Source organism: Streptomyces sp. NPDC029164 (assembly GCF_055563995.1).
On sequence record NZ_JBVHWW010000061.1, the window covers coordinates 1 to 22,718 of the forward strand.

Consider the following 22,718-nt stretch of genomic DNA (forward strand, 5'->3'; position numbering starts at 1 on the left):
ACAACAAGGCTCCGCTCTCCGACCCCTCGCCACGTTCGGCGCCCGAGGAGACACCCCGGCGCGCGCCCGACCCCGGCACAACCGGCCCCCACCCCGACCCCCGCCCAAGCGGCGCAGCCAACCCGCGCCCGGCCCCGGCACAACCGGCCCCCCCCGCACCACCCGGCCCGAGCGGCGCAGCCGACCGGCGCAGCCGACCGGCTCAGGCACCCCTCCCATGGAGCGCGTCCAGCGCGGCCAGGTCCTCCGGGGGCAAGCGCAGCGCCCCCGCCGCCACGTTCGCCTCCAGGTGATCGGGATTGCCGGTGCCCGGAATGGCCAGTACGTGCGCTCCCCGCTGCAAGGTCCACGCCAGCCGCACCTGCGCCGGGCTCGCGCCGTGCGCCCGTGCGACGGCGCGCACCTCCTCGGCCTCGGCGCCGCTCGCGCCCGCCTGCCGCCCGTCGCCCGCGATGGAGTAGAAGGGGACGAAGGCGACTCCCAGCTCGCCGCAGGTGCGCAGGAACGCGTCGTGCTCCGGCCGCACCCCGATGCCGTACATGTTCTGCACGCAGACGACCGGCGCGATGGCCCGCGCCTCCTCGAGGTGTTCGGGGGTGACGTTGGAGAGGCCCAGGTGACGGATGAGCCCCGCCTCGCGCAGCTCGGCGAGCGCTCCGAAGCGCTCGGCGATGGAATCGTGTCCGACGACGCGCAGGTTCACCACGTCGAGGTGGTCGCGCCCCAGCTGGCGCAGGTTCTCCTCGACCTGGCCGCGCAGCTCCCGGGCGGTGGCATGGGCGATCCACGCCCCGGACGGGTCCCGGCCGGGCCCGACCTTGGTGGTGATGACGAGGTCCTCCGGGTAGGGGGCCAGCGCCCGGCTGATCAGTTCGTTGGCGGAGCGCAGCGGCGAGAAGTAGAACGCGGCGGTGTCGATGTGGTTCACCCCGAGTTCGACGGCCCGGCGCAGCACGCCGATCGCCCGGCCCCGGTCGCTGGGCACGGCATCGTCCGCGAAGGCCTCGCCGTTCTGCGTCAGCCGCATCGCGCCGAAACCGATCCGGTTGATCTCCACGTCGCCGAGTGTCCAGGTACCCGCGGCGGCCGCGGTCTTCGTCTGTGAGGTCATGCCCCGGATGCTCTCCGCTGTGTATGCTGCCGGGCCATTGATTAAGGCATGTGTGAATCCTCGGGGGAGGCCGGCCGTGCGGGCGGAGCTGACGTTCTCGGTGAGCGATCTGGCGCAGATGCGGTTCGCCGTCTCGCCGATGTGGGAGGTGGGCCCCAGCTTCCGGCTGCTGCGCTCCGGCGCCGCGTCCCCCGTGCACCGGCCGTGGGCCGAGCAGGTGAGGCCACGGCTGGCGGCCGCCGGCCTCGACCGAGGCTGGCTGGCCGAACTGATCCCGCCCTCGGGGTACGTGCCCGACTTCCTCAATCCGGCACCGAGCGGGCCGGCCCCCGCCCTGACGGAGGAACTGGCCGGAATCCGGGCCTCTCCCGCCGCCCGGGTGCGCCAGGACCTCGACCGCCTGCGCCACGAACAGGGAGGCCTCGGCCCCCGGACACGGAGCCTGTACGCCGAACCGCGGGCCCGTCTGGAGCGGGTCGTGGAGGAGATCGAGACCTATTGGGAGCTGGCACTGGCGCCTTACTGGGCGCGGATCCGCGCCGTACTCGACGCCGACGTGTTCCACCGGGCCCGGCAGGTCGCCGAGCACGGCGCGGGCCGCCTCTTCAACGAGCTGCACCCGTCGGTGAGCTGGGACGACAACGCGCTCCGGCTGGCGCGCCGGCACCGGCCCCTGTCCCGCAGGACGGCGGGCGCGGGGCTGCTGCTGATCCCGTCGGTCTTCACCGGGCCGGTCCCGTTCACCCGTGTGACGCCTCCCGAACCGCCGCAGCTCGCCTATCCGGCGCGCGGCACGGGTGCGCTGTGGGAATCGCGGCCCGTCACGCGGAGCGAGGCCCTGGCCGCCGTGCTCGGCCGCTCCCGGACCCTGCTGCTGACCGAGCTGGACTCCCCGGCCTCCACCACCGAACTGGCCCGGCGCACCGGCCTCTCGGCCGCCGGGGTGTCCCAGAACCTCACCGCGCTGCGCGCCGCGGGACTGGTCAGCGCCCACCGGGCCGGCCGCTCGGTGCTGTACGCCCGCACCGCGGTCGCCGAGTCCGTCCTCGCCGCATCCTGCGAGGAGCGGTCCTCGCAGGTGTGCCCGCCCCACTCGTCCGGGTGATCACCTTTCGCCACCCTCGATCCGTGCGGTGACATGTCGCTATAAAGAGGCCGTCATGTTGATCAACTGATGGGCACTCATCATGCTGAAGGCCGCCCTGCGGGTCCTCGCCGCCGCTTCGCTCGCCTCCGCCGCCGCCATCTCCCCGGCCGCCGCCGCACCTTCCCTCCCCGCGCCCGCTCCCGACACCGGCCCGTGTGGGCCGGTGTCCGCATTCGACTCGTGGGACTGGTTCAGCACCACCACCAATCCGTTCATCGCGTACGCCGTCCAGGCCGCGGCGAAGTCCGAGAACTGGCACTGGCGCGTCGACGACAACACCCTGTGGCGCGGTGACACCCGCGAGAACGTCGAGGAGCTCTTCCAGGCGGGCTTCACCCCGCGCGGCGACCAACTGACCCCGCTGGCCGAGTACATCGTCAAGGGCGGCGGCCAGACCAGTGCCCACCTCAGCACCAGCTGCGAGAAGTGGGTGGCCGAGAAATTCGCCACCTACGGGGCGGCCAAGACGGGATGGGTCTACGAGATCGAGGCCCCGGGCGGCATCGACGTGAACTCCACCGCCTGGGCCAACCACTACGAGTCGCCCTACCTCTGGAACAAGGAGATCGACTTCCCCGGCGGGGTCGAGGGGCGGTTCATCAAGCAGGCCTGCAAAATCCGCCTGGTCGGCACCGACCCGGTGACCAAGGTCAACACCTACGAGAACCTCGGCTGCAAGGACAACCGGGGCTTCGCCCCCTTCGGCACCGTGGACGAGCCGGCGCTCAGCCGCTGACGTCCGGTGGTTCGTGGCGGTGGTGGGACCACCCTCGGGCGATCCCACCGCCGGCCGCTGACTGCTGGCCGCCGCTCGCGGTCAGGCCGGGCCGTCCTTGAGGGTGCGGCCGAACTGCTCGTCCAGGACGGACAGCCGTCGCCAGTACTCGTCCTCGTCGAACTCGCCCGAGGCGAAGCGCCGCCTCAGGATCGCGATCGGCGAGTGCTCGCCGTACGCCGCGGGCCGGTGCTGCCACGGCGCACGGCGGCCGCGCCACACGGTGCGGCGCAGGACGGTGACGACACCGATGACGACCGCCGCCCAGATCAGCGGGAAGAACAGGACCCACGGGCCGGGCCCGTCGTACGCGAGGGTGGTGAAGGTGTTCATCTCGGTTCAGCTCCTCGGAATCGTGGACTCTTCGTCTCACTCCGAGACTGGCTCCGGGAGGGGCGCCGGGTCGTCGTACGGCCGGCTGCACCGTCAGTACTTCCGCGGGAGTACGGCCGCGGGCGCCGGGTCAGCCGGGTCAGCCGAGCCAGCCGAGCCAGCCGGGCCGGACCAGCCCGGACTCGTAGGCCAGGACGACCAGCTGCGCGCGGTCCCGGGCGCCGAGCTTGACCATGGTCCGGCTCACGTGTGTCTTCGCGGTGAGGGGACTGACGACCAGCCGCCGGGCGATCTCCTCATTGGACAGGCCCATGCCCACCAGCGCCATCACCTCCCGCTCCCGCTCGGTGAGCCGGCCCAGATCCGCCGCCGCGGCCGGCTGTTTCGAACGCGCCGCGAACTCCGCGATCAGGCGGCGCGTGACCCCCGGAGACAGCAGGGCGTCGCCCGCGACCACCGCCCGCACCGCGCGCAGCAGCTCCTCCGGCTCGGTGTCCTTCACCAGGAAGCCGGAGGCACCGGAGCGGATCGCCTCGAAGACGTACGCGTCGAGCTCGAAGGTGGTGAGCATGACCACCCGGACGGCGGCCAGCCCCCCGTCCTCGGTGATCCTGCGGGTGGCCTCGAGCCCGTCCAGCACCGGCATCCGGATGTCCATGAGCACGACGTCGGGCCGCAGCTCCCGCACCAGCCGCACGGCCTCCTCGCCGTTCGCGGCCTCGCCCGCCACCTCGATGTCGGGCTGGGCGTCGAGCAGTGCCCGGAACCCGGCCCGGACGAGCAGCTGGTCGTCGGCCAGCAGCACCCGGATCACGGATCCCCCTCGGCGGTCGCGGCAGACAGCGGGAGCCTCGCGACCACCCGGAAGCCGCCGTCCGGACGTGGTCCGGCCTCGATGCCGCCGCCCAGGGCCGAGGCCCGCTCACGCATCCCGACGAGACCGTTGCCGCTGCCGTCCGAGGCGCTGCCCGTGGCGGGGCCGTCGTCGTCCACCTGTAGCTCCAGGGCGCGCGGGAGCCAGGTGAGGCGGATGCGGGCCGTGCGCGCACCGGAGTGCCGTACGACATTGGTCAGCGCCTCCTGCAGGATCCGGAAGGCGGCCAGGTCCACTCCGGGCGCCAGCGCCCGGGCCTCGCCCTCGGCCGTGACCTCCACGCTGAGCCCGGCGGCCGCCGCCTGCTCGACCAGCTCGACGAGCCGGTCGAGGCCCGGTGCCGGTGTGCGCGGTGCCTCTCCGGGGGCGCGCAGGGTGTCGAGGACCTGCCGGACCTCGCCCAGTGCCTCCTTGCTCGCCGCCTTGATGGTGGTCAGCGCCGTCCGGGCCTGCTCGGGGTCGGAGTCGAGCAGGGCCAGCCCGACCCCCGCCTGCACATTGATCACCGAGATGCTGTGGGCGAGCACGTCGTGCAGTTCACGGGCGATCCGCAGCCGCTCCTCGTCCACCCGGCGTCTCTCCGCCGCCCGCCGCTCGGCCCGCTCGCGGGCCCACTGCTCCCGGCGCAGGCGGACCAGCTCGGAGACGGCGAGGATCGCGAGGACCCACGCGGTGACGGCCAGCTCCTGCGACCACGGCGCCGGCCCGTCCCCGGCGGGCGGCAGCCACCGGTACAGCCAGTGACCGATCAGCAGACGCCCGGCCCAGAGCAGACCGACGGCCCCCCAGGCGGCCCGCCGGCGGCCCGCGACGACGGCGGCGAAGCAGGCCACCGCCAGGCTGAGGAAGACGGGGCCGTAGGGGTACCCGGCGCCGATGTAGACCAGGGTCACCGCGCTGACCGCGTACACCACGGCCACCGGATGGCGGTGCCGCGCCACGAGCAGGGCGGGCCCGAGCAGCAGCAGGAGCCGCGCGAAGCCGTCCAGGGCCACCCGCCCGCTCTGCGCGTGCGCGGCCCATCCGGCGCCGACCTGCGCGAAGACGGCGACGAGCAGCGCGGAGCGCCAGGCCGGGCCCCGCCCGGTCCGCTCCACCCATCTGCGCCACGGGGGACCCGGGCGCTCGCGCAGCTCGTCCATACGGCCACGCTAGACCGCGCCCGCTCTCACCCGCGTCACCCCGGCGTAGCGTTTCCGGCGTACCCCCCAGGTAGTACGGGTACCACCCCACGCCCTCCCGCCGCCTTCCGCCTCCCGGGCCCTGCGGATGCGAGGCTCGCCCGGATGGGGGAAGCTGGGCATGATCTCAGCGCCGACGCTGGGACCGACGGGCGAGGAGGACGTCGTGGACGCATCAGGAGACGGCCGGCGCGTCCGGGGCCCCTGGGCCAGGATGCGGACCGCCACTCTGGTCTGTGCGGCCGCGGCGCTTGCGGCGGGCACCGTACCGGCCTCCGCGCAGCCCCGGGCCCTGCCGGCTCCCGCGCCGGATCCGGTCGTGGTCGTGGACTGCTTCTCGAAGGCCCAGGTACGCCCCGAGGAGTACCTGCTGGCCTGCGGCGACGGCAACAACCGTCTCGTACGGCTCCGCTGGGACACCTGGGGCCCGCGGACCGCGACGGCCACGGGCACCGACATGGTGAACGACTGCAAGCCCTACTGCGCGGCGGGCCGTTTCCGGTCCTACCCGGTGACGGTGACCCTGAGCGGCCCGGAGCCCTGGCCGGACCGTCCCGGCGTCCAGCGTTTCACGATGATCCGGCTCCTCTACACGGACACCGCCCCGGCCCCGGTCCCCAAGGACGTGAGCTACAAGCTCGTGTACTGACCCCGGTCAGTCCAGGCAGTCCGAGACGAGTTCGGCAAAGGCCTCCGGCGTGAGGACCGTGACCCCCAGCTCCGCCGCCTTCACGGCCTTGGAGCTCGGCTTCCCATTCGCGGACGGCGCGCAGACCAGGTAGGTGGTCTTGGAGTTGACGCTGCTGCCCGCCCGGCCACCGGCCTTCTCGACCAGCGCGTTCATCTCCGAGCGCCCCATGTTCTCCAGCGGGCCGCTCATCTTGCCCGTCACGACGACGGTCTGTCCCGCCAGCGGGCCTTCCGCGGCAGCCTGAGGCTGCCGCGGCTCCGTCATGTTGACGCCGGCCGCGGCCAGTTTGTCGATGACCTGGGCCAGCGAGGCGACCTGCTCCACGACGACCGGGGCCTTCTCCGGCCCGATGCCCTCGACTTCCTGCATCTCGGCGGCGTCGGCCTGCCGGATCGCGTCCATCGTGCCGAAGTGCGCGGCGATGCGGCGGGACATGCTGCGCCCGGTACCGAGCACGCCCAGGGCGCAGAAGACGCGGCTGAGCGGGCGGGACCTGGCGGCGGCGATCTGCTCGGCCAGCTTCGCTCCCCGCTTGGCACTGCCGGAGGCGGCGGTCAGCCGGTCCTCGGTCAGGGTGAACAGGTCGGCGACGTCGTTGACGTCTCCGGACTCGATGAGGGCGTTGACGTACGTCCTGCCCAGGCCGTCGATGTCGAGCATGTCGCGGCCTGCGGCGTACTCGATCAGCGCGGGCAGCGCGCATCCGGTGCCCTGCGCGCAGCGCCACCGCTCCTGCTCCTTGTTTATCTCCCCACCGCAGTTCGGGCACGCCGTGGGCAGCGGCACCTCCTGCGCCCCGGCCGGCCGGCGGCCGATGACCGCGGCCTGGACGCGGGGGATGATGTCACCCGCCTTGTAGACCGTGACGGTGTCGCCGATGTGGAGGTCACGGCGGCGGATGTCCGCCGGGTTGTGCAGGGTGGCCCGGGTGACCGTGGATCCGTCGATGTCCACCGGTTCGAGTACGGCCGTCGGGGCCAGTACGCCGGTCCGGCCCACGTCCCAGACCACTTCCCTCAGTACCGTCTGCCGCTCGACCGCCGGGAGCTTGAAGGCGATCGCCCAGTACGGGAACCTGCTGCCGAACCCGGCCGCGGCCTGCTCGGCCGCGTCGTTCGCCTTGATCACCACCCCGTCGATGCCGAACGGCAGGGCGGGCCGCAGCGCGGCGATCCCGTCGACCTTCTCCTGTGCCTCGGCGAGGGTCGCGACCACGTGCAGACCGGCGGGTGTGCCGGCCGTCGTCCGGACTCCGGCCTCGGCGACGGCGGCCAGGACCTCGGCGTGCGTGGCCCCGGAGGGCACGAAGCCGACCCCGTCGAGCTCGACCGCCCCGTACGCCCAGAACGTCATCGCGAGCCGGTACGGACGGTCCTTCGCGCGCAGGGTTCCGGCCGTGCCGTTGCGCGGGTTCGCGAAGACCTGCGCGCCGTGTGCGGTGCGGACCTCGTTCGCGGTCTCGAACTGCGCTCGCGTGAACAGGACCTCGCCGCGCACCTCGAACGTGGCCGGTACGGGCAGCAGCTCGGGCAGGCCCTCGATGGTGCCGATGACGTGGCTGACGTCCTCGCCGTGAGTGCCGTCGCCGCGGGTGATGATCTGCTCCAGCCGCCCGGCGCGGTAGCGGGCGGCCACGGCCGCTCCGTCCATCTTCGGCTCGACCGTGAACCCGCCGGCGGGCGGGTGGCCCAGGCGGCGCTGGAGCGAGGCCTCCCAGGCCACCAGGCCGGCCGGGTCGAAGACGTTGTCGAGGCTGAGCAGCCGGGTGGTGTGCGCTATGTCGCCGACCGGGGCGGCGCCGTCACCGACCAGGCCGGTCGGGGAGTCGTGGGCGACCTCGTCCGGGTGCTCCGCTTCCCAGGCGAGCACGGACAGGCGCAGCCCGTCGTAAGTGGCGTCGTCCAGCGAGGTGTTCTCGCCGCCGTAGTAGGCGTGGGACGCCTCGCGCAACTGCCGGAGCGCGGCACGGTAGTCGGCATGGCTGGAGATGCCGGGCACGCTGGAGATGCCGGGCACGCCGGACAACGCCTCATCGGCGGGAAGGATCGTCATGTGGATGATCCTCTCGCAGGGGTCTGACAACGCCCCCTGCCCGCGAGCGCGGGCAGGGCACGGGCGGGCGACGCCGTCCGGGGCGAGGGGCCGATTACGGAATCAACGGGTCCGCCTCGGGGCCGACGGCGCGGACAGGCTAGATTGCACCGGGCCGGGAGCCGTCCCGGACGTCCGCCACTGGCGGCGACAGGTCGGCGCCCTGCCATGGATGGGCGCACGGTCGCAGGGCCGGGCCGGGCAAATAGGATGAGAACGGCAGGAGTGGGCAGGACATGGCGCGACGCGAGCGCGCGGAAGCGGGCCGGGGTGTCACCTCCGCCACGCCCGCGGTTCCGGGCTCCGAGATAGCCGAGGCGGCCGACGGCGGCCTCGCGGCCCGGGGTTGGCTCCGCCTGGGGCGGGACGGCCGGCTGACCGCCTACGCGAGCTGCGCCGAGGGCGTGGTGCGCTGGACCGAGTCGGCCCCCGGCTCGGACGTCTGGCACGGGCCCGAGCTGTTCCCCGTGGAGGGATGGGCGGGCCGGTTCACGCTGGCCCAGGACGCGGGCGGTTTCGTCTGGTTCGCCGGCACCCGCTACCGCGACGGTGCGCCGGGTGGCCGCGAGCTGGTCATCGCCGCCCAGTACCAGACCGGCCGCCCGCTCAGCGACTGGCGGGCCCTGGGCAACCCGTTCCCGGAGCGGGAACAGGAGGGCGATACGCCGGCCCCGCCGGGAGACCCGATGGTGCTGCCCGACGGCGCCGGATCGCTCCATGTCGTCGTCACCCGGTTCGGGGCCGGCGTGCGCGGCCGAACTCGGGGCGTCGACGGCAAATGGGGCAATTGGGCCGATTATCAGGGCAAATGGGCGCGAGGGGCCGTCGTCCCTCTGGTCACGGCCCAGGGGCGGGCCGAGTTCCTCGCACCCTTCCGGGGCGGAGCCTCGTACTGGAGCCAGGACGGGCCCGGCAACGGTTTCCGGTGGCTCGGACGCATGCAGGTCGATGCCGTCGAAGGAACGTTCAGCGCCCACGAGACGGGCCCCGGCACCGGTACGTACTTCTGGCGCCACCCGGCGGACGGCAGTGTGATCGCCTACCGACCGATGGCCCCCGCCGGGGCGACCCGCGTGCCGATGCCGCTGGGCGGGGCGGGTGGCGCCGGCCCGGTGGGCATCGCCCGTACGCGCATCAACGGCTACGACTGCACCGTGCTCCTCCAGCGGGGCGCCGAGGGGTGCCCCGAGATCGCCGCCTATCCCACAGAGGGTGAGCAGTACGGCGCTTGGTGGGCTCCGGTCGGGGACCGGTGCGCCGGATTGCCGGCCATCGCCCTCGACGCCCGTGGCGCGGTCACGATCGCGATGATCGACACGGACGGTGGCCTGCGGATCGCCCGGCAGGACCTCATGGACGCGGGTCTCGCCTTCGACCCCTGGTGCCGCGTGGGGTGACCTAGCTCACCGGGCGCGCGGGCGTTCCGGCCGGTAACGGTCCGTGTCTTCGCACGTCGCCCCGAACCGGAGGGCAGTTGGCCCTTTCGGTGCGCTTTGCGTACCGCCACTCCTTCGCAAGCGTGAAGCTTCAAGAGGCTTGCGCGCTTGTGAATACTTGCTCGTCGTTGCGCAGTTGCCCTACGCTGCGCACACCCTGTGAGGGTCGCATAAGTGTGCGGGTCGAGGGGTGGGGGAGGGACGAGTGTGCGGGGAGCGGTGGGTGACCAGATTCAGGGGCGGGTCTGGCGGCGCGCCGCGGCGATTCCCGGCGCGCTGTGAGAAGTGTGTCTATCAAGGAGTTTTCTGAGTGGCAGGTATGCCCCGCCTGAGCGTCGTCGTGCCCTTTCAGGACGTCGAGATCTATCTCGAGGAGTGCCTCGAGTCGATAGCCAGGCAGACGTTCCGCGACCTTGAAGTGATCATGGTCGACGACGGCTCGACCGACTCCTCGACCGCGATCGCCGCGGACTTCGCCCGCCGGGACCCGCGGTTCCGGATGCTGCGCCAGGAGCCGATGGGGCCGGGTCACGCCAGGAACGTCGGCATCCGCGCGGCCCACCCCGAGGCGGAGTTCCTCGCGTTCGTCGACGGCGACGACGTGATACCCGAATACGCCTACGAGTTGCTCGTGCGGACCCTCGAAGCCTCCGGATCCGACTTCGTCTCCGGCAACGTGCAGATGATGAACTCCACCAAGAGGTGGCAGTCCCCGCTGCACAAGGCGCCCATGCGCAGCAACAAGCGCGGCACGCACATCACCAAGCTGCCCGACCTCATCTATGACCGCACGGTGTGGAACAAGGTGTTCCGGCGGTCCTTCTGGGACTACCACTACATCGCGTTCCCCGAGGGCGTGATGTACGAGGACTCCTGGGTCAACATGTTCGCCCACTTCCGGGCCGCCAAGGTCGACATCCTCACGGACATCGTCTACTTCTGGCGCCGGCGCGAGGGCGGCGCCGCGCCCTCCATCACCCAGCGGCACACCGAGTTCAGCAACCTCCAGGACCGGGTCGCCGCGGTGCGGTCGGTCAGCCGCTTCCTCGCCGGACACCGTGCGCGCTCCTACTCCGACCACAAGCGCAAGTACGATCTCGCCTGCCTCAAGTCGGACTTGATGCTGCACCTGAAGGTGCTGCCGGACGCCGACGAGGAGTACCGGGACGCCTTCATGCAGTGGGCGAACGAGTTCCTGGACGAGGCCGACGCGGACATCATCCACGAACTGCCCGCCGACGCCCGGGTGAAGTGGCTCCTGGTGCGCGAGGGCCGGCTCAAAGAGCTGCTCGACGTCGTCGAGTTCGAGCGCAAGGGCGGCCCCCTGCCGGTGCAGCGGCGCTTCCACCGCTACCTCAACTACCCCTATCTCGGGGACCGGTCGATCGGCCTCGACAAGAGCGCCTACCGGCTGGACAAGGAACTCTCGCTGCACGGCTCGCTGTCGTCCGCGCGCTGGGACGACTCCGACCACCTGACCCTTGAGGGATCCGCGTACGTCCGTTTCATCAACGTGCACAAGCGGCACATGTCGATGAAGGCGATCGCGCTGCGGAACAAGAAGCAGGGCCGGGTGGTCGTCGCCAAGGCGAAGAGCACCTACTACCCCCAGGCCACCGAGTACTCCCAGCAGAACCGCTACTGCTACGACTGGTCCGGATTCCAGGTCCGCTTCGACGTCTCCCGCCTCAAGCGCAAGGGCGAATGGGCCGAGGGGACCTGGGACGTGGCGGCCGGCGTCCTCAGCCGCGGCCTCTTCCGCTACAAGGGCATAGCCCGGGGCGGCGCGGGCAGTGCGGCCAACCCGCCCTACCGGTACGTGGACAAGAACATCCGCGTGGTCCCGCTCTTCCTGCAGGGAAAGCTCAAGCTCCGCGTGGAGACGGTGCGTTGCCGCATCACCCGGCACCGCATGGTCGGCGACAACCTCGAACTCGGCGGCGTCTACCTCGGCGCGAAGCTCCCCGAGTGGGGGAAGTTCCGGGTCACCAGCATGGGCGGCGCCGGCCGGCACGACGCGTGGGTCCAGTTCCAGCCGGGCGGCGAGGGCTGGTACACCTTCGTCACCCGCATCCCGGCCAAGGCGCTCGTCCCGGGCCACCGCACCAACGCCTCCGACGGGGTCCCGGAGACCTGGAACACCGGCGCCAACGGCTGGAAGACCACCCTGCACGTCGAGGGACGCAAGGCGGCCATCTACCCCGTCATGGCGGAGGACGCCACCGACGGCCACTACCGGATGCCGGCCGGACTGCAGACCGAACGCGGGGACCGGGAGGTCTTCGTGCACCGCAACGGCTCCGGCTACGTGGTGCTGTTCGAGCGCGACACCCTGCCGCTGGCCAAGTCCGCCACCTGGCGCCCCGACGGCTCCCTCGAGGTCACCGTCGGCTACGCCGCCCAGGACAGGCTCGACTCGTCCGAGTACGCCGCGGCGCACATCGTCGTACGCTCCCGGGCCCACGGCGCGGAGCGCGTGGTCCCCATCACCTGGTACGGCGAGGAGTTCCGCTTCCTCGTCACCCCCGCGGCGATGCGCACCCTGGCCGGAGAGGTGCCGCTGGCCTCCGGCCGCTGGGACTTCTTCCTGCGCCGCCAGGACCCGTCCGCCGTCACCGCGGAGAACCGCTCCAACGACCTCATGGTCAAGATGACGCAGGAGCTGATCCCCGCCTTCCCCAGCGAGATGACCAGCGACGAGCGGCGCTACGAGCTCCAGGCGGAGGCCTACGACAGGCTCTCGCTGCTGGTCCACTCGGCCATGCCGGACGAGGCCCGCGGCCCGTACCGGCAGAAGCTGATGCGCACCAAGACGTATCCGGAGGCGCGTCGCAAGCCCGTGACGCAGGCGGTGCTGTTCGACGCCTTCAAGGGCACCCAGTACTCCGACAGCCCCCGCGCCCTGCACGAGGAGATGGTCCGCCGCGGCGTGGACCTCGAGCACCTGTGGGTGGTCCGCGACGACCAGGTCGCGGTACCGCCCTCCGCACGCGCCGTCCGCATGTGGTCCCCCGACTGGTACGAGGCCATGGGCCGCGCGCGGTACATCGTCGCCAACAACCACCTGCCCGACTGGTTCCAGAAGCGTGACGGCCAGGTCGTGGTGCAGACCTGGCACGGCACTCCGCTCAAGCGCATCGGGCACGACATCGAGGCCGTGCACTTCGCGGACAAGCGGTACCTGGAACGCGTGGAGAAGGAGGTGCAGAACTGGGACATGCTGGTGTCCCCGAACAGCTTCAGCACCCCGATCCTCAAGCGCGCCTTCCAGTTCCCGGGCGAGATGGTCGAGAGCGGCTATCCGCGCAACGACATCCTGCGCCGGGCGGACTCCGGCCGGCGGGCGGCGGAAGTGCGCCGCCGCATCGGGCTCCCGCCGGGCAAGAAGGTCATCATGTACGCGCCGACCTGGCGCGACGACCAGTTCTACGCACCCGGTAAGTACAAGCTCGACTTCCGCATCGACCTCGACGAGGCCAAGGCGCACCTGAGCCACGACCACGTCCTGCTCGTGCGGCGCCACCCCAACGTGGTGGACCCGGTGCCCGGAGCAGGCGACGGCTTCGTCTACGACGTGTCCGACTACCCGGACATGGCGGACCTCTCGCTCATCACCGACGTGATGATCACGGACTACTCCTCCCTGATGTTCGACTTCGTCAACACCGGGCGGCCGATCCTCTTCTTCACGTACGACCTGGACCACTACCGGGACACCCTGCGCGGCTTCTACTTCGACTTCGAGCAGTCCGCGCCCGGTCCGCTGCTGTTCAACTCCCCGGAACTCATCGGGGCGATCCGCAACATCGACCGCATCCAGCACGGCTACGCCGCCCGCTACCGCTGGTTCCAGCAGGAGTTCTGCGATCTGGACGACGGCTACGCCTCGGCCAGGCTGACCGACCGCATCCTGATCGCCGGAGGAGACCTCGACCCCGCGCGGGCCCAGGCGCCGGCCGTCGGCGCGGCGGGCGGCCGCGGTGCGGGCCCGGCGGGCCACCCGGGTCAGCCGGGTCCCTGGAACGGAGGCACCCTCGGTCAGGTGCCGCGCCAACCGGTGAGAAGAATGGATTCCGAGCATGTCTAAGGCAGCCCAGAACGCGCGCCGTGTCTTCACCGGCGTGGACACCTCCGGGGCGGTGCCCGTCGAGTACAAGTTCTCCCACGCGAGGAAGGGCAACCGCCACCTGGTCGTGGTCTTCGCGAACCGTTACGCGCCCGGTGAATGGGGCTGGGCGACCGGAAAGCTCGACCTGCTCCGGTCGAACATCCTGTGGGTCCGCGACCTCTTCGACGGCGCGAACACCTACTACCTGTGCAAGGGGATGGACTTCTCCCTGGAGCAGTCCGTCGCGGGGCTCATCTCCCGTGTCATGAACGCCCTTTCCCTCTCTCCGAACGAAGTGACCATGTTCGGCAGCTCCAAGGGCGGCAGCGCGGCCCTCTTCTTCGGGCTGAAGTACGGCTTCAGGAACATCGTGGCCAGCGTGCCCCAGTTCCAGATCGGAACGCGCGTCAAGGAGGGCAACCCCGACGCGGTCCGGGTGATGATGGGCGAGGCGACGGAGCAGAACGTCCACATCCTCGACTCGGTCCTCCCGGAGCTGGTGCGCAGCGGCGCCAACCCCTCGGCGAACGTCTACCTGATCTCGTCGCCCCAGGACGAGCAGTACGCGCGCCAAGTCGAGCCGTTCATCCCGTTGTTCCAGGGGCGCGAGAACTTCAACTTCGTCTACAACGACTCTCCCCTCATCACCGACCACGGGAAGGTCACGCTGCGCAACCTGCCCACCCTGATCGGGCTGCTGAACCTCCTCGTCGAGGGGATCGCCCCCCGGTTCGGCATGGTCCGCAACGGCTACGAACAGCCGGAGCGCGACACGTCGGCCATCGACGCGTACCTCACGCAGACCTCCCTGGTGCAGAGCAGCGACGCCTTCCCCAAGCCGGTGGTGCTGTCGCCGACGTCGGAGGACCGGGTCCCCGCGAACACCGTCCGATTCACCGGGACCGCCCCGGGCGCCGTCCGCGTCAGCTTCTGGCAGGACGGCAAGCACAAGGGCTCCGCGCCCGTCGCCGCCGACGGCACCTGGGTCTGGGAGCGCACCACCCCGTGGCCCAAGGGACGCCACGTCGTCAGGCTCTTCGCCGCGGACGCCAACAACTACCAGACCGAGCGCGCCGAAGTGGTCTTCACCGCCGTCGAGCACGCTTCCGAGCCCCTGCCCGAGTACGTACCGGCGCCTCCGCCGCCGCCGAGGCCAGCCCAGTCCCTCGCGCTCACGGTGACGGCCCCGGCCGCCCACCAGCAGGTGCAGGGCCCCGCCGTCGGCTTCGCCGGCTACGCCCCCGGCGCCGTGCGCGTGGACTTCCAGGAGGGCGGCGTGACCCTGGGCACCTGCGAGGTGAGGGCCGACGGAAGCTGGGTCTGGGAGTCGGGCTGGGCCTGGAACGAGGGCGACCACTTCGTCGAGGCCATCGCGGTGGACGCGGTCGGCAACGCCTCCCCGTGGACGGCCGTCCCCTTCACCTCGGTGAACGGCTACAGCGTGCCCGCCCAGCAGGGCAACTACTTCAACTCGCGTTACTGACGCCGGGATCGGCGGAGGGAGCGGAGGGAGTGGCCGACGGATCGGCGGCGGGGAGGGTCACCCGCATCACCAGGGGCCGGTGGTCGGAGGCCTTGGTGTCCACCACCTCGCAGCCGGTGCGGGGCAGCAGCGTGAAGAGGTAGTCGATCTTCGTGCCGTCCTTGTGCGTGGCGCGGCCCTTGCGGGAGTCGCCCTTCTGATCGCACTCGCGGTAGGTCTCGTAGGCCTCCGACGGCCAGATCCAGGCGGAGGTGTTCCGGCTTCCCACGGGCGGCGGAGCGTTGAAGTCCCCGCCGAAGACCGTACGGGCGTCGGTCGCCGCGGTGGCGGCCAGCGAGCTCAGCTGGTCGTCGCGGAAGTCCCAGTCGGGGTGCTCGCCGTCGCTCTCCCGCAGCGACAGGTGCGCGTTGCACACCCGCAGCCCCTGGGCGGGGACCCGCGCGCACAGGATCCCGCGGTGCAGGCCCACCGTCGGCTGCTCGGACGGGACCACCTCCACATCGGTGAGCCGGGAGGCGGCCAGCAGTCCGTATCCGGCCTGGCCGCGGCCCTGCCCGGTGCAGTCGACGGAGGTGCGCCGGCCCGCCCCGTCCACATCGGCGTACGGTTCGAAGACGGAGTGCCACTCCGGGCCCAGGCGCACGGCCGAGGACAGCAGGTCCTCCGAGCACACCTCCTGCAGGAGCAGGACGCGTACGCCGGAGTCGCCGACCAGGTCACGCAGCTGCTGGAACTTGTCCTTCGGGCTGCCGGTCTCCTCACAGCCCCACTGCCGCACCCCGCACATGTTCCAGGTCGCGACGGAGACCTCGTCCCCGCTCCCGGCGCCCGAGAGCGGAGCCGGAGCCTGCGCGGAGGTACACGCCACCACCGAGGTCAGCAGGCTCAGAGTCGCCACCGCGCGGCCGAGCCGGCGGCCGGACGGTCTCCGCCCGGTCTCCATTTGTCTTTCCATGCGGACATCATTGAGTATCCGCCGGTCAGACCGTGCATCGGCCCGGGTTTGAACGGCTGGGGGACGCGGAAAGCTCGCGCACCGTGGACATGTCGCTGAAGGGAAGCAGCGCCTCGCCCACGATCTGGTAGGGCTCGCTGCCCTTCCCGGCGATCAGGACGACGTCCTCGGGACCCGCGGCCGACAGGGCGAACTCGATCGCCCGGCGGCGGTCGGCGAAGCGCTCGAAGGGGGTGCCGGTCGCCACGAGGCCGGGGGCGACCTGGTCCAGGATGGCCTCGGGGTCTTCGTTGCGGGGGTTGTCCGAGGTGAGGACACAGAGGTCGGAGTGGGTTCCGGCGATCCTCCCCATGTCGGCCCGCTTGGTGGTGTCGCGGTCCCCGCCGCAGCCGAAGACGGTGACGACCCGGCCGCGCGCGAAGCCGCGGATGGTGGTCAGGACCTTGTCCAGGGAATCCGGCGAGTGGGCGTAGTCCACGATCACGGAGGTGCCGAGCGGGGTCCGGAAGCGCTCGAACCGGCCCGGTACGGGAGGCATCCGGTCGAGTGCGTCGACCAGGGCGCCCAGGTCGTGGCCCAGGACGTGACAGGCGGCCACCGTGGCCAGCGCGTTGGCCACCGAGAACTTCCCCGGAACGGGGATCGACGCCGGATACGCGCGCCCGCCGTGGTGGAGGGTGAACCGCGTACCGGAAGCACTCACGTCGAGCCCGGTGGCCCGGTAGTCCGCCGGGCCGTCGATCGCGTACGTGGTCACCGCCCCGGGCATCATCGAGCGGATCCCGGCGCCCACGGGATCGTCGGCATTGACCACGGCGTGCCGGCACAGGCCCTGGAACAGCCGGAGTTTGGCGTCCCGGTAGTTCTCCATCGTGCCGTGGTCGTCCAGATGGTCCTGTGTCAGATTGGTGAAGACGCCGACGTCGATGAAGGTCCGGTCGACCCGGTGCGTCAGCAGGGCCATGGAGGTGGCCTCCAGCACCACGCTGCCGGCGCCGCGGTCGCGCATGCACCCCAGCAGGTACTGCAGGTCCGGAGACTCCGGAGTGGTCAGCACCGAACGCGGCATCGGGATCGGCTCGTCGCCGACGCGGCTGCCGGCGGTCCCGATGACCCCCACCTTCGCGCCCTCGGAGATCCGCAGGGCGGACTCGACCATGTACGACACGGACGTCTTGCCGTTGGTACCGGTGATCGCCACCATGTCCATCTGCCGTCCGGGCTCGCCGAAGTAGCGCGAGGTCACGACCGCGGCCGCCATCCGGGTGTCGGGCACCCGCACGGCGCAGGCACCCGGGGGCCACACCGACGCCGGAAGAGCCGGCTCACGGCCGTCGACGAGTACCGCGGCCGCTCCGCGGGCCAGCGCGGGCGACACGGAGGCCGGTCCGCCCTCCCGGTGCCCCGGCACGGCGATGAACAGCGAGCCCGGCATCACCCGATCCGCGTCGAACGTGGTTCCGGCGGTGATCGACGTCGTCTCCGGGTCACCCCGGAGTACGTGGTGCTCCTGCCCGGCCAGCAACTCGCTCAGCTTCACAATGATCCCTTCGAGGGGGCTCGGCCCGGGCGTGCGGCCGTAGCCGGGCGGCAGCGCCGGCGGATGCCGGGAAGCTGCGGTGGTGACGTGGAGCGGGGCGGGCGATCGTCCGACGAGAACAGGACGACGAGGTGGCTCGGCCCGGCAGGAGAACCCCGACCACCGCGTGGAGCGGTGGCGCGCCGGGCGGAGCAAGAAGGGGGGAGGGAGGAGAGCGCTAGCCGTGGCCGTGCAGGGCGACCCGGCGGGTCTCGGGCGCCTCGACGCCGGCCGCGGCGGCGCGGTCGACGACGGCCGGGCGCAGCCCGGAGGCGGCCTGCCGCGCGCACTGCCTCGTCGAACCCATGCGACCCATGGCCCGAGTGTACGGCCGATCGGACGACGCCAATCCCACGTCGGACAGGGTCCGACAGGGCCTAGGGTGGGGGCGTGGTGACGGACGGGAGTGCGGGTGTGAGTGCGGGCGTGAGTGGTGACCGGGTGCTGTACGGGTGCATGGGCCTCGGCGGGAGCTGGGAGCCCGGTGCGTACGGGCCCGGCGACATCGATGCCGCGGAGGCGGCGATCTCCGCTGCGCTCGACAGCGGGATCACCGCCTTCGACCACGCCGACATCTACCGGCACGGGAAGGCCGAGGCCGTCTTCGGCGAGGTGCTCGCCCGCACGCCGGGGCTGCGCGAACGCATCACGCTCCAGACCAAGTGCGGGATCCGGCTCGGCGACGCGGACCGCCCGGGGATCTACGACCTCCGCGGGGAGAGCATCGCGCGGCGGGTGGAGGAGAGCCTGACCCGGCTGCGCACCGACGTGATCGACGTCCTCCTGCTGCACCGCCCCGACCCGCTGGCGGACGTGGACGCGATCGCGTCGGCGCTGACGTCCCTGCACCGGCAGGGTCTCGTACGGAACTTCGGCGTGTCCAACATGGGCGCCGCGCAGATCGCCCACCTCCAGGCGCGTCTCGACGTCCCGCTGGTGGCCAACCAGCTGGAGATGAGCCTGCACAGCCGCGACTGGGTCGAGGCCGGGGTGCTCCTCAACACGCCCGAGTCCGCGGCCAACGGCTTCCCGTTCGGCACGCTGGAGCACTGCCGCGACCACGGCGTCCGCCTCCAGGCCTGGGGCGCGCTGGCGCAGGGCCGGTTCACCGGCCGCGAGCAGACGCCGGCCGAACGGGCCACCGCGGCGCTGCTGGCCGAGCTGGCCCGGCGCAAGGGCACGACGCCCGAGACGGTGCTGCTGTGGTGGCTGATCCGGCACCCCGCCGGGATCGCGCCCGTCATCGGCACCGCCCGCCCCGAACGGATCCGCGCCTGCCGTGACGCGGCCGTACGGGAGCCCGACCTCACGCACGAGGAGTGGTACGAGCTCTGGATCGCGGCCCGCGGGGTCCCGCTGCCCTGATCCCGTACTCCGGCTCGGGGGTTATCCCCACCGGGGGCCGGCATGCCTGCTGGATGGGACCCCGATGCGAGATCAACAAGGCTTGCGCCATGACGACTTGCCCGAAGAAGGCCCTGCTCCTCACCCTCGCCGCGGCCTCCGTGGCCGCAGGCCTGACCACCGCGAGCGCGGCGACCGCCGCACCGGCGGCCGCGCGGCCCACGACGGCCGCCCCGCAGCTCCGGTGGCACACCTGCGCCGATCCGGACGTGCCCGCCGGCCAGGAGTGCGCCGAGCTGCCGGTCCCGCTCGACTACGAGGACCCCGACGGCCGGCAGCTCACCGTCGCCGTCTCCCGCATCCGCAGCGACCGCCCCGAATCCCGCCGCGGCACGCTCGTCGTACTCCCCGGCGGCCCGGGCGGATCCGGCGTGCAGCGCCTGAAGCAGAAGGGCGACGCACTGCGCCGTGAGCTCGGCGGCGCGTACGACCTCGTCGCCTTCGACCCGCGCGGTGTGGGCGCCAGCACCACCGCGACCTGCGGCCTCGCCCCCGAGGACCGGTACCTCACCAGCCTGCGCTCCTGGCCGGGCCCGAACGGCGAGATCACCGAGAACGTCGCCCGCTCCCGGCGCATCGCCGAGGCCTGCGCCCTGGGCGGCGGCCCCGAGCTGCGCAGCTTCACCACCGCCAACCAGGTCCGCGACATGGACCGCTTCCGCGAGGCGCTCGGCGAGCGCAGGCTGTCCGCGTGGGGCACCTCGTACGGGACCTACGTGGGGGCCGTGTACGCCCAGAAGTACCCGCAGCGCACCGACCGCTGGGTCCTCGACAGCAGCGGCGACCCCGACCCGAAGCGAGTCGCCCGCGGCTGGCTGGCGAACATGTCGCAGGGCGCCGAGGACCGCTTCCCCGACTTCGCGGCCTGGGCGGCCCACCCCGACCGGGACCGGGACGGCCTGCGACTCGCCGGGCGGCCGGAGGAGGTCGAGCCGCTCGTCGTCTCCCTCGCGGCCGCGCTGGACCGCGCGCCGAGGGAATCGACGACCCCGGGCGTGCCCCTGACCGGCAACGGTCTGCGCCAGGCCCTGCAGAACGCTCTCTACAGCGACTCCGCCTTCGCCCCCTTCGCCCGGCTCGTCAAGGAGGCCGGGGACCCGGCGAAGCAGCCCGTCCTCCCGCGCGAGCTCGCCCAGCCCATCCCGGACCCGGACGCCGCGCTCATGGTCGCCGTCATCTGCAACGACGTGGCGTGGCCGGACGCGTCCACGGCCTCGTACCAGCGCGCGGTGGACGCGGACCGCGCCCGCCACCCGCTGACGGCCGGCATGCCGGTGAACGTGCTGCCCTGCTCCTTCTGGAAGGACGCCCCGGCGCAGAGGCCGACCCGGATCACCGACGACGGGCCGTCCAACATCCTCATGCTGCAGAGCCGCCGCGATCCGGCGACCCCGCTCTTCGGAGGCCTGAAGATGCGCGAGGCCCTGGGTGACCGGGCCCGCCTGGTGACCGTCGAACAGGGCGGTCACGGGCTGTACCTCGGCAACGGCAACGCGTGCGGCAACCGTGCCGTCACGGAGTTCCTGACCACCGGCAGGCGTCCGGCCCGCGACACGGACTGCGCGAGCTGAGGACGCCGGCCCGGCACGGTTACCGCCCCCGCGCGCGGTCGCAACCCGACGGCGCCACGATGGAGGGAGAGCCCGTACCGCGCAGGGGGGTGGAGGCCGCCATGACGACGCACAAGCTGGGACCCGACATCACCGTTCTCGCGGACTGCCTGGAGGTTCCGGGCCTCGGCTTCCTCCCCGTCAACTCCTTCGTCCTGCACTCCGAGCAGCCGGTGGTCGTCGACACCGGCCTCGGACTGCCGGACCGTGACTTCGTCGACGCCCTCGGTTCGGTGCTCGATCCCGCCGACGTGCGGTGGATCTGGCTGACCCACCCCGACCGCGACCACACGGGTGGCCTCTTCGCCCTGCTCGAAGCCGCTCCTCGGGCGCGGCTGGTCACCACGTTCCTGGCCGCCGGGATCATGTCCACGGAGCGGCCGCTGCCCCTGGACCGGGTGTACTTCCTCAATCCGGGCCAGACCCTGGACGTGGGCGACCGGACGCTGCACGCGTTCCGGCCGCCGCTGTTCGACAACCCGGCCACCGTCGGGTTCTACGAGGACCGTTCGCGGACCTGCTTCAGCTCCGACTGCTTCGGCGGCCCGATGCCTTCCGCGGACGTCGCCACGGGCACCGACGTCGGGGCGGTGCCGGCCGAGGACGTGCGGGCGTCCCAGCGGCTCTGGGCGAGCGTGGACAGCCCGTGGGTCCAAGTGGTGGATCCGGACCGGTTCCTCGCCACCGTGGAGCCGCTGCGGGCGATGGACCCGCAGACCATCCTGTGCACGCACCTGCCGCCGGCGGTGGGACAGACCACGCAGTTCATCGACACCCTTGCCGCGCTGCCCGGCATCGATGCCTTCACGGGGCCGGACCAGGCCGCGCTGGAGCAGATGCTCGCGCACTTCGAACCTGGAGGTCCTGGGTAGCCTTTGAATCGCAGGGAAATGGACAGTTACACCCCGCTGAACATCAGCTGAACATCTGTTACTGTGCCCGCGCTTGGTGTTCATCCAACGATCCGTCCTCCCCTCGCACGCCTCGCGTCCGAGGATGCTGCGAGGTGTCGCGTCCGTGCACAGCACTCCGTTCTCCCCGACCGAGGCCAGGTCCGCACGAGCCCGCATGGGCCTGTCCCCGACCCAGGTGGCCCACTTCATGGCCACCTGCGGCGCCCCCGTCCACCCGCAGCTGGTCCTGGCCTGGGAGCAGGGCTCCGAGATCCCCACCGACCGCCAACTCTTCGCCCTGGCCGACGTCTTGTGGTGTGAAGCGACGGCGCTGATGGGCATCGAACCGCGCACCCTCGCCGAGCACCGGCTGGCCCGCCGGCTCACCGTGGAGCGGCTGGCGTACCGGATAGGCATGGACCCGACCGAGTACCGCGCGGCCGAAGCGGCGCAGCACTGGCACGGAGACGCCTGGCAGACCAGGGCGCTCGTGGAGGCCCTCGGCCTGTCCTTGCGCAAGCTCATCGGGATCATGGGCCGGGTGGACGAGCTGACGGAGCACCTGAGATCGGCCGTCGCCGGGCGGTGGAAGCCGTACGTGGACCCGGTGGCGGAGATCGTCGTGGTGGACGCGACCAGCGTGGGGGACGCGCTGCGCACGATGCACGGGGAGTTCTCGCGGTTCTCGGAGCGGTACATGGGACACCTCGTCGCACGCAACGACGACGCCCGGCTGAAGGAGATCGCGGCGGAGCGCGCCGCCTATCTGCGCCGACTCGTCGACCACTTCTGGGAGTTGATCGGCGAGGAGGGCGAGGCCTCGCCGTTCCCGCTGGGCGGGCGCTGACGGGCCGCCGACAGTCGACGGCCGACAGCCGGCCACCGACCGCCGGCAGGCCGGAGCGGGGGGGGGGGGGGGGGCCCCCCCCCCCCCCCCCCCCCCCCCCCCCCCCCTCGCGCCCCCCCCCCCCGCCCCCCCCCCCCCCCCCCCCCCCCCCCCCCCCCCCCCCCCCCCCCCCCCCAGGCCGCACCACTGGACCATCCCCG

At 72.1% G+C, this 22,718-nt stretch carries 18 protein-coding genes; 10 read left to right on the plus strand and 8 right to left on the minus strand.

Annotation, left to right across the window (positions count from 1 at the left end; all coding sequences use genetic code 11):
- Positions 1 to 202 precede the first annotated feature (202 nt).
- The gene (locus ACZ4VT_RS35680) at positions 203 to 1,111 is read right to left on the minus strand and encodes an aldo/keto reductase (RefSeq protein WP_467955531.1); all 909 of its coding nucleotides are present in this window, start codon (positions 1,109 to 1,111) and stop codon (positions 203 to 205) included.
- A gap of 76 nt (positions 1,112 to 1,187) precedes the next feature.
- Between ACZ4VT_RS35680 and ACZ4VT_RS35685 the strand changes: the two genes are divergently transcribed.
- Entirely contained in the window at positions 1,188 to 2,216 is a 1,029-nt protein-coding gene (locus ACZ4VT_RS35685) for an ArsR/SmtB family transcription factor (RefSeq protein WP_467955532.1), read from the plus strand.
- An 82-nt stretch (positions 2,217 to 2,298) separates the two neighbouring features.
- Positions 2,299 to 2,994 carry a scabin-related ADP-ribosyltransferase gene (locus ACZ4VT_RS35690; protein WP_467955533.1) on the plus strand — a complete coding sequence of 232 codons (696 nt, stop codon included), beginning with the start codon at positions 2,299 to 2,301 and terminating at the stop codon, positions 2,992 to 2,994.
- Between the two features lie 81 nt (positions 2,995 to 3,075).
- Here the strand turns inward: ACZ4VT_RS35690 and ACZ4VT_RS35695 are convergent, their stop codons facing one another.
- The 3 genes from ACZ4VT_RS35695 to ACZ4VT_RS35705 form a co-directional block, all read right to left on the minus strand.
- A complete protein-coding gene (locus tag ACZ4VT_RS35695) occupies positions 3,076 to 3,366 on the minus strand; it encodes an SHOCT domain-containing protein (RefSeq protein WP_467955534.1) in 291 nt (96 codons plus the stop codon).
- A gap of 139 nt (positions 3,367 to 3,505) precedes the next feature.
- A complete protein-coding gene (locus tag ACZ4VT_RS35700; RefSeq protein WP_467955535.1) occupies positions 3,506 to 4,180 on the minus strand; it encodes a response regulator in 675 nt (224 codons plus the stop codon).
- On the minus strand, positions 4,177 to 5,382 hold the full coding sequence (locus ACZ4VT_RS35705; RefSeq protein ID WP_467955536.1) for a sensor histidine kinase: 1,206 nt from the start codon (positions 5,380 to 5,382) through the stop codon (positions 4,177 to 4,179). The genes ACZ4VT_RS35700 and ACZ4VT_RS35705 overlap by 4 nt, the downstream gene beginning before the upstream one ends.
- A 205-nt stretch (positions 5,383 to 5,587) precedes the next feature.
- On the opposite strand from ACZ4VT_RS35705, the gene ACZ4VT_RS35710 reads away from it, so the two are divergent.
- A complete protein-coding gene (locus ACZ4VT_RS35710) occupies positions 5,588 to 6,070 on the plus strand; it encodes a hypothetical protein (protein ID WP_467955537.1) in 483 nt (160 codons plus the stop codon).
- 6 nt (positions 6,071 to 6,076) lie between these two features.
- Here the strand turns inward: ACZ4VT_RS35710 and ligA are convergent, their stop codons facing one another.
- Positions 6,077 to 8,164 (minus strand): NAD-dependent DNA ligase LigA, encoded by a 2,088-nt coding sequence (gene ligA, locus ACZ4VT_RS35715; protein ID WP_467955538.1) that lies wholly within the window; start codon positions 8,162 to 8,164, stop codon positions 6,077 to 6,079.
- 275 nt (positions 8,165 to 8,439) lie between these two features.
- Here ligA and ACZ4VT_RS35720 point away from each other — a divergent pair, with 275 nt between their 5' ends.
- The 3 genes from ACZ4VT_RS35720 to ACZ4VT_RS35730 all read left to right on the plus strand — a co-directional run bounded on the left by ACZ4VT_RS35720 (position 8,440) and on the right by ACZ4VT_RS35730 (position 15,230).
- Positions 8,440 to 9,600, plus strand: a complete 1,161-nt coding sequence (locus ACZ4VT_RS35720; RefSeq protein WP_467955539.1) for a hypothetical protein — start codon at positions 8,440 to 8,442, stop codon at positions 9,598 to 9,600.
- A 358-nt stretch (positions 9,601 to 9,958) separates the two neighbouring features.
- Positions 9,959 to 13,726, plus strand: a complete 3,768-nt coding sequence (locus ACZ4VT_RS35725) for a bifunctional glycosyltransferase/CDP-glycerol:glycerophosphate glycerophosphotransferase (RefSeq protein ID WP_467955547.1) — start codon at positions 9,959 to 9,961, stop codon at positions 13,724 to 13,726.
- Positions 13,719 to 15,230 carry an Ig-like domain-containing protein gene (locus tag ACZ4VT_RS35730; RefSeq protein ID WP_467955540.1) on the plus strand — a complete coding sequence of 504 codons (1,512 nt, stop codon included), beginning with the start codon at positions 13,719 to 13,721 and terminating at the stop codon, positions 15,228 to 15,230. Before ACZ4VT_RS35725 ends, ACZ4VT_RS35730 begins: the two co-directional genes overlap by 8 nt.
- Here the strand turns inward: ACZ4VT_RS35730 and ACZ4VT_RS35735 are convergent.
- From ACZ4VT_RS35735 to ACZ4VT_RS35745, 3 genes are all read right to left on the minus strand, one after another.
- Complete coding sequence (locus ACZ4VT_RS35735) at positions 15,214 to 16,185, minus strand: endonuclease/exonuclease/phosphatase family protein (RefSeq protein ID WP_467955541.1); 972 nt, start codon at positions 16,183 to 16,185, stop codon at positions 15,214 to 15,216. The two genes, ACZ4VT_RS35730 and ACZ4VT_RS35735, sit on opposite strands and share 17 nt — an antisense overlap.
- 25 nt (positions 16,186 to 16,210) lie before the next feature.
- A complete protein-coding gene (locus tag ACZ4VT_RS35740; RefSeq protein ID WP_467955542.1) occupies positions 16,211 to 17,725 on the minus strand; it encodes a UDP-N-acetylmuramoyl-L-alanyl-D-glutamate--2,6-diaminopimelate ligase in 1,515 nt (504 codons plus the stop codon).
- Between the two features lie 217 nt (positions 17,726 to 17,942).
- Positions 17,943 to 18,080: a hypothetical protein gene (locus ACZ4VT_RS35745; RefSeq protein ID WP_467955543.1), complete on the minus strand. Its 138-nt coding sequence runs from the start codon at positions 18,078 to 18,080 to the stop codon at positions 17,943 to 17,945.
- Between the two features lie 140 nt (positions 18,081 to 18,220).
- On the opposite strand from ACZ4VT_RS35745, the gene ACZ4VT_RS35750 reads away from it, so the two are divergent.
- From ACZ4VT_RS35750 to ACZ4VT_RS35765, 4 genes are all read left to right on the plus strand, one after another.
- Entirely contained in the window at positions 18,221 to 19,129 is a 909-nt protein-coding gene (locus ACZ4VT_RS35750; RefSeq protein ID WP_467955548.1) for an aldo/keto reductase, read from the plus strand.
- An 89-nt stretch (positions 19,130 to 19,218) separates the two neighbouring features.
- Complete coding sequence (locus ACZ4VT_RS35755; RefSeq protein ID WP_467955544.1) at positions 19,219 to 20,739, plus strand: alpha/beta hydrolase; 1,521 nt, start codon at positions 19,219 to 19,221, stop codon at positions 20,737 to 20,739.
- Positions 20,740 to 20,840: 101 nt separating this feature from the next.
- Positions 20,841 to 21,650 carry an MBL fold metallo-hydrolase gene (locus tag ACZ4VT_RS35760; protein WP_467955545.1) on the plus strand — a complete coding sequence of 270 codons (810 nt, stop codon included), beginning with the start codon at positions 20,841 to 20,843 and terminating at the stop codon, positions 21,648 to 21,650.
- Between the two features lie 145 nt (positions 21,651 to 21,795).
- Complete coding sequence (locus tag ACZ4VT_RS35765; RefSeq protein WP_467955546.1) at positions 21,796 to 22,518, plus strand: transcriptional regulator; 723 nt, start codon at positions 21,796 to 21,798, stop codon at positions 22,516 to 22,518.
- Positions 22,519 to 22,718: the final 200 nt, after the last annotated feature.

Excerpts from the sequence above, each read along its gene's own strand:
- ACZ4VT_RS35690 (WP_467955533.1), top strand. The coding sequence starts at position 2,299 with ATGCTGAAGGCCGCCCTGCGGGTCCTCGCCGCCGCTTCGCTCGCCTCC.
- ACZ4VT_RS35755 (WP_467955544.1), top strand. The coding sequence starts at position 19,219 with ATGACGACTTGCCCGAAGAAGGCCCTGCTCCTCACCCTCGCCGCGGCC.
- ACZ4VT_RS35695 (WP_467955534.1), bottom strand. The coding sequence starts at position 3,366 with ATGAACACCTTCACCACCCTCGCGTACGACGGGCCCGGCCCGTGGGTC.
- ACZ4VT_RS35745 (WP_467955543.1), bottom strand. The coding sequence starts at position 18,080 with ATGGGTCGCATGGGTTCGACGAGGCAGTGCGCGCGGCAGGCCGCCTCC.
- ligA (WP_467955538.1), bottom strand. The coding sequence starts at position 8,164 with ATGACGATCCTTCCCGCCGATGAGGCGTTGTCCGGCGTGCCCGGCATC.
- ACZ4VT_RS35750 (WP_467955548.1), top strand. The coding sequence starts at position 18,221 with ATGGGCCTCGGCGGGAGCTGGGAGCCCGGTGCGTACGGGCCCGGCGAC.
- ACZ4VT_RS35730 (WP_467955540.1), top strand. The coding sequence starts at position 13,719 with ATGTCTAAGGCAGCCCAGAACGCGCGCCGTGTCTTCACCGGCGTGGAC.
- ACZ4VT_RS35720 (WP_467955539.1), top strand. The coding sequence starts at position 8,440 with ATGGCGCGACGCGAGCGCGCGGAAGCGGGCCGGGGTGTCACCTCCGCC.
- ACZ4VT_RS35680 (WP_467955531.1), bottom strand. The coding sequence starts at position 1,111 with ATGACCTCACAGACGAAGACCGCGGCCGCCGCGGGTACCTGGACACTC.
- ACZ4VT_RS35705 (WP_467955536.1), bottom strand. The coding sequence starts at position 5,382 with ATGGACGAGCTGCGCGAGCGCCCGGGTCCCCCGTGGCGCAGATGGGTG.
- ACZ4VT_RS35735 (WP_467955541.1), bottom strand. The coding sequence starts at position 16,185 with ATGGAAAGACAAATGGAGACCGGGCGGAGACCGTCCGGCCGCCGGCTC.
- ACZ4VT_RS35760 (WP_467955545.1), top strand. The coding sequence starts at position 20,841 with ATGACGACGCACAAGCTGGGACCCGACATCACCGTTCTCGCGGACTGC.
- ACZ4VT_RS35725 (WP_467955547.1), top strand. The coding sequence starts at position 9,959 with ATGCCCCGCCTGAGCGTCGTCGTGCCCTTTCAGGACGTCGAGATCTAT.